A 6,503-nucleotide genomic window follows, 5' to 3' on the forward strand; every position below is an offset into this window, starting at 1 on the left:
CGCGCCTCCGGAGCATGCTCGCTCGGCCGCACCGGGCCTTGTTGCCGACCCGCGACGAGGGCGGCCTCGTGCCGCTGTGCAACCCAAGAACGACAGCAACTCGATGAACGATTTCTGGCAACACTGTTCCGCCCTGCTGGAGCGTGAATTGACGCCCCAGCAGTACGTGACGTGGATAAAACCGCTGGCGCCGGTGGCGTTCGACGCCGCCGCGCAGACGCTGTCCATTGCCGCCCCCAACCGCTTCAAGCTCGACTGGGTGAAGAGCCAGTTCTCGGGCCGGATCTCCGATCTGGCTCGGGATTTCTGGAACGCCCCGATCGACGTCCAGTTCGTGCTCGACCCGAAGGCCGGCGCACGCGGCGCCGCACCGGCGGTCGCGCCGCGGCCCTCGGTGGGCGCGACCGCCGCGGCCACCGGCATGGCGCCGGCAGCGGCCGCCGCGACGCCGGCTGCCGCGCCCGAGGTGATCGCCCACGCCGCGCCGAATCCGGCCGTCGCCGCGGCGCAGGCCGCGCAGGCGGCCGCCCACGCGGCGGCCCAGGCCGCCGCGCTGAACGCCGACGACGCCGCCGACCTCGACCTGCCGAGCCTGACCGCGCACGAGGCGGCCGCCGGCCGCCGCACCTGGCGGCCCGGCAGCGGCGCGCCCGCGGCCGGCGACGCGGCCGACTCGACCTACGAGCGCTCGAAGCTGAACCCGGTCCTGACCTTCGACAACTTCGTCACCGGCAAGGCCAACCAGCTCGCGCGCGCCGCGGCGATCCAGGTCGCCGACAACCCCGGCGTGTCGTACAACCCGCTGTTCCTGTACGGCGGCGTCGGCCTCGGCAAGACCCACCTGATCCACGCGATCGGCAACCAGCTGCTGCTCGACAAGCCCGGCGCGCGAATCCGCTACATCCACGCCGAGCAATACGTGTCGGACGTGGTGAAGGCCTACCAGCGCAAGGCGTTCGACGATTTCAAGCGCTATTACCACTCGCTCGACCTGCTGCTGATCGATGACATCCAGTTCTTCTCGGGCAAGTCGCGCACGCAGGAGGAATTCTTCTACGCGTTCGAGGCGCTGGTCGCCAACAAGGCGCAGGTGATCATCACGAGCGATACCTACCCGAAGGAAATCTCGGGCATCGACGACCGCCTGATCTCGCGCTTCGATTCGGGCCTGACCGTGGCGATCGAGCCGCCCGAGCTCGAGATGCGCGTCGCGATCCTGATGCGCAAGGCGCAGTCGGAGGGCGTGAGCCTGTCCGAGGACGTCGCGTTCTTCGTCGCCAAGCACCTGCGCTCGAACGTGCGCGAGCTCGAGGGCGCGCTGCGCAAGATCCTCGCGTATTCGAAGTTCCACGGCCGCGAAATCTCGATCGAGCTGACCAAGGAAGCGCTGAAGGACCTGCTGACGGTTCAGAACCGGCAGATTTCGGTCGAAAACATCCAGAAGACCGTCGCCGACTTCTACAACATCAAGGTCGCCGACATGTATTCGAAGAAGCGTCCGGCGAACATCGCGCGGCCGCGCCAGATCGCGATGTACCTGGCCAAGGAGCTGACCCAGAAGAGCCTGCCCGAAATCGGCGAGCTGTTCGGCGGACGCGACCACACCACGGTGCTGCACGCGGTGCGCAAGATCGCCGACGAACGCGGCAAGGATGCCCAGCTGAACCACGAGCTGCACGTGCTCGAACAGACGCTGAAGGGATGATCGCGGCGTGCGGGGGCGGTGCCTTCGCGCGCGCGATGTAATACGCCGATCCCGGTCAAATTGAAAGGGGCGGTTCGGTTTTGAGGCACAATACAGGTTTGTGACCGCCCTGGCGGCGGGAAGGCAGCGGCCCGCCGGGTGGGCGTTGCGTGGCTTGCAGGCCGTTAATTCAACGAAGGAACTCTATGCAACTGGTCAAGACCGAACGAGACACCCTCCTCAGGCCGCTGCAAACCGTAAGCGGTATCGTCGAACGCCGCCATACGCTGCCGATCCTCGCGAACCTGCTGATCACGAAGACGGGTTCCGACGTATCGTTCCTGTCGACCGACCTCGAACTCCAGATCACCACGCGCGCCGATTTCGGCGTCGGCGGCGAACAGGTCGCGACCACCGTGGCCGCCCGCAAGCTGCTCGACATCCTGCGCGCGATGCCCGATGGCCAGGTCACGCTGTCGCTCGCCGACAAGCGCCTGACGGTGCAGTCCGGCAAGAGCCGCTTCGCGCTGCAGACGCTGGCCGCCGACGAGTTCCCGACCGTTGCGCAATCGAAGGACTTCGGCGCGAGCCTCGCGGTGCCGCAGAAGGCGTTCCGCCAGCTGCTCGGGATGGTCTACTTCGCGATGGCCCAGCAGGACATCCGCTATTACCTGAACGGCATGCTGCTGGTGGTGGACGGCGACCAGCTGATGGCCGTGGCCACCGACGGCCACCGCCTCGCCTACTCGTCGATGAAGATCGACGGCGGCACGTTCCCGCGCCAGGAAGTGATCGTGCCGCGCAAGACCATCCTCGAGCTGCAGCGCCTGCTCGAGGACATCGACGACGTCGTCAACATCGACATCGCGCAGACCCAGGCGAAGTTCACGTTCGGCCAGGTCGAACTGGTCTCGAAGCTGGTCGAGGGCAAGTTCCCCGACTTCCAGCGCGTGATCCCGAAGGCGCACAAGAACTCCTTCACGATCGGCCGCGAGGAACTGCAGCGTTCGCTGCAGCGCGCCGCGATCCTGACCTCCGACAAGTTCAAGGGCGTGCGCTGCATCATCGCCCCGGGCCAGCTGAAGATCATGTCGACCAACGCCGACCAGGAAGAGGCGCAGGAAGAACTCGAGATCGCGTACCAGGGCGACACGGTGGACATCGGCTTCAACGTCACGTATCTGCTCGACGTGCTCGCGAACCTGAAGGTCGAGAACATCCAGGTGAGCCTCGGCGACGCCAGCTCGAGCGCGCTGATCACGATTCCCGAGATCGACGAATTCAAGTACGTGGTCATGCCGATGCGCATCTGAGCGCGCTCGACACACCGACACACCAAGGGGCGCCACGCCCCTTTGGCGTTTTTATGGCAAATGCGGGCCCGCGCCCGGCCAGCCGTCTCGTACGGCGTTTCCCGGCCGGATCACCGTTTCGAACCGCCCGTTTCGCACCCCGAAACGGCGCGAACGGATCATTCGACGGGCCTCGTTTTCCTGACAGAAGCACCGGGCCGCAGCACTTCGTGGCGGCCAGCAGAACCGGAAGACATCCATGACTGAACAGCACAATTCGCAGCCCGACAACAGCAGCTATGGCGCCTCGTCGATCCAGATCCTCGAGGGTCTGGAAGCGGTCCGCAAGCGGCCCGGGATGTACATCGGCGACACGTCTGACGGCACCGGTCTGCACCATCTCGTGTTCGAAGTGCTCGACAATTCGATCGACGAGGCGCTGGCCGGCTACTGCAACGACATCCACGTGACGATCCACGCGGATAATTCCATCTCCATCACCGACAACGGACGCGGCATCCCGACCGACGTGAAGCTCGACGACAAGCACGAGCCCAAGCGCAGCGCCGCCGAGATCGTGATGACCGAACTGCACGCCGGCGGCAAGTTCGACCAGAACAGCTACAAGGTGTCCGGCGGCCTGCACGGCGTGGGCGTGTCGTGCGTGAACGCGCTGTCGAGCTGGCTGCGCCTCGTGGTGCGCCGCAACGGCCGGAAGCACTTCATGGAATTCCACCGCGGCGTCGCGCAGAACCGCGTGCTCGAGACGCGCGACGGCGTGGAAGTGTCGCCGATGGAAGTGGTCGGCGAGACCGAGCACCGCGGCACCGAAGTGCATTTCATGGCCGATCCGACCATCTTCGGCACCGTCGAATACCACTACGACATCCTCGCCAAGCGGATTCGCGAGCTGTCGTTCCTCAACAACGGCGTGCGGATCCGCCTGACCGACCAGCGCAGCGGCAAGGAAGACGATTTCGCGTTCGTGGGCGGCGTGAAGGGCTTCGTCGAGTACATCAACAAGACCAAGACCGTGCTGCACCCGACCATCTTCCACATCATCGGCGAGAAGGAAGGCGTGGGCGTGGAAGTGGCCATGCAGTGGAACGACAGCTACAACGAGAACGTGCTGTGTTTCACCAACAACATCCCGCAGCGCGACGGCGGCACCCACCTGACCGGCCTGCGCGCGGCGATGACGCGCGTGATCAACAAGTACATCGTCGACAACGAGATCGCCAAGAAGGCCAAGGTCGAGACTTCGGGCGACGACATGCGCGAGGGGCTCTCGTGCGTGCTGTCGGTGAAGGTGCCGGAGCCGAAGTTCAGCTCGCAGACCAAGGACAAGCTGGTCTCGTCCGAGGTGCGCGCGCCGGTGGAGGAAGTGGTGGCCAAGGCGCTCGAGGAGTTCCTGCTCGAGACGCCGAACGACGCGAAGATCATCTGCAGCAAGATCGTCGAGGCCGCGCGCGCGCGCGACGCCGCGCGCAAGGCGCGCGAGATGACGCGCCGCAAGGGCGTGCTCGACGGCGTCGGCCTGCCGGGCAAGCTCGCCGACTGCCAGGAGAAGGATCCGGCCAAGTGCGAGATCTACATCGTCGAGGGTGACTCGGCCGGCGGCTCGGCGAAGCAGGGCCGCGACCGCAAGTTCCAGGCGATCCTGCCGCTGCGCGGCAAGGTGCTGAACGTCGAGAAGGCGCGCTACGACAAGCTGCTGTCGTCGGAGCAGATCGTCACGCTGGTGACCGCGCTCGGCTGCGGGATCGGCAAGGAAGACTACAACCTCGACAAGCTGCGCTACCACCGCATCATCATCATGACCGACGCGGACGTGGACGGTGCGCACATCCGCACGCTGCTGCTCACGTTCCTGTATCGCCAGATGCCGGACATGATCGAGCGCGGCTACGTGTACATCGCGCAGCCGCCGCTGTTCAAGGTGAAGGCCGGCAAGGACGAGCGCTACCTGAAGGACGAAGGCGAGCTGAACGCGCACATGCTGCGGCTCGCGCTGCAGGGCTCGGAGCTGCAGCCGGGCGGCGAGGCAGCGGCGATCTCGGGCGACGCGCTCGGGGCGCTGGCGCGTTCGTACCTGCTGTCGCGCGGCGTGGTGGAGCGGTTGGGGCGCCTGTACGACCCGGCCGCGCTCGAGGCGATCATGGACGGCGTGGCGATCGATCTGGCCGGCGAGCAGGCCGCGACGGCGTCGGCTGCCGCGCTGCAGGCCGCGATGCTCGACAGCGACGCGATGAAGAACGAGGTGCGCGTGAAGGCGCTCCACGACGAGGTGCGCGAGCGCTGGGTGCTGCGCATCGAGCGTCCGCATCACGGCAACGTGCGGGTCTCCGTGATAGACGAGGAGTTCCTGCTCACGGCCGACTACAAGCAGCTGGTCAGCACCGCCGATACGTTCAAGGACCTGATCGGCGAGGGCGCGCTGATCAAGCGCGGCGAACGCAGCCAGGCCGTGAGGGACTTCAAGAGCGCGATGCAGTGGCTGATGACGGATGCCGAGCGCAACGTGTCGAAGCAGCGCTACAAGGGGCTGGGCGAGATGAACCCCGAGCAGCTTTGGGAGACGACGATGGATCCGAACGTGCGGCGCCTGCTGCGCGTGCAGATCGAGGACGCGATTGCGGCGGACGGGATCTTTACGACGCTGATGGGCGATGAGGTGGAGCCGAGAAGGGCGTTTATCGAATCGAATGCACTGCGGGCGGGGAATATTGATGTTTGATCGGGTGTGTAGCAGGAGCCATAAGGTGAGATTTTGGGAGGCATTCGTTGAGATATTTATTAATGGATGCAATCCGATAGCGTAAATCTCGGCACCGGCTCACGTCACCTCCGAAGGGAACAAGGAGCAACATGTTGGAGTGGACCTTGTTCCGCCAGTATCGGCGACAATCTGGAGCCTTTAGGCCCCGTTTCTTTGGCCTTCGCCGGTCGATGGCTCTCGTCTGGACTGCGGCGGAAAGCGATTCCGCTTCCGCCTACGACGGCGTCGCACAGTCGTTTGCTGTTTTAAATAGGCTATGAGCGACGAGCACCCTTGCGTAAGCCTCGCTCGGAACTAGACGTTGAGTTGACCAATAAAACGTCGGTGCAGTCGCGACTGTCCTCCAGACAGCGGCGACGATGGGTGGACTGCCCAGGGAACGCTAGACGCTGCTGGCCTATGATTTGAGCATAGGAGGGCGTCATGAGCGCACAGAGATTTACCCCGGAATTCAAGCAAGAAGCGGTTCGACAAATCACCGAGCGGGGCTACTCCGTGGCCGAAGTCTCGGCCAGGCTGGGCGTATCAGCCCATAGCCTGTACAAGTGGGTCAAGCCGGACAAGTCCGAAGCGCAAGCCAGCGAACTACTGGAAGCGAAACAAGAGGTGCTTCGCCTTCGGGCTCAGATGCGTCGTCTCGAAGAAGAACGAGACATCCTAAAAAAAGCCGCGGTAGGTTCAATGGATCGTTGCAACACCTTCCTATTAATATCGAATGAGGGAGGGTTGACGAATGGCACAAATGGGA

General features: G+C 64.6%; 4 protein-coding genes. All 4 read left to right on the plus strand.

The window, feature by feature from the left end; genetic code table 11:
* The first annotated feature begins 103 nt into the window (after window positions 1-103).
* The gene (gene dnaA / locus BpN12_RS14540; RefSeq protein ID WP_246796306.1) at window positions 104-1,705 is read left to right on the plus strand and encodes a chromosomal replication initiator protein DnaA; all 1,602 of its coding nucleotides are present in this window, start codon (window positions 104-106) and stop codon (window positions 1,703-1,705) included.
* Window positions 1,706-1,890: 185 nt separating this feature from the next.
* Window positions 1,891-2,997, plus strand: a complete 1,107-nt coding sequence (gene dnaN / locus BpN12_RS14545; protein WP_246796307.1) for a DNA polymerase III subunit beta — start codon at window positions 1,891-1,893, stop codon at window positions 2,995-2,997.
* Window positions 2,998-3,235: 238 nt separating this feature from the next.
* Window positions 3,236-5,713, plus strand: coding sequence for a DNA topoisomerase (ATP-hydrolyzing) subunit B (gene gyrB / locus BpN12_RS14550; protein ID WP_246796308.1), 2,478 nt, complete (start codon window positions 3,236-3,238; stop codon window positions 5,711-5,713).
* A gap of 465 nt (window positions 5,714-6,178) precedes the next feature.
* Window positions 6,179-6,503, plus strand: a 325-nt coding sequence (locus BpN12_RS14555) for a transposase (protein ID WP_246796309.1), incomplete at its 3' end; no start/stop codon positions are given.

This window comes from Burkholderia perseverans (assembly GCF_022870505.1).
Lineage (GTDB): Bacteria > Pseudomonadota > Gammaproteobacteria > Burkholderiales > Burkholderiaceae > Burkholderia > Burkholderia plantarii.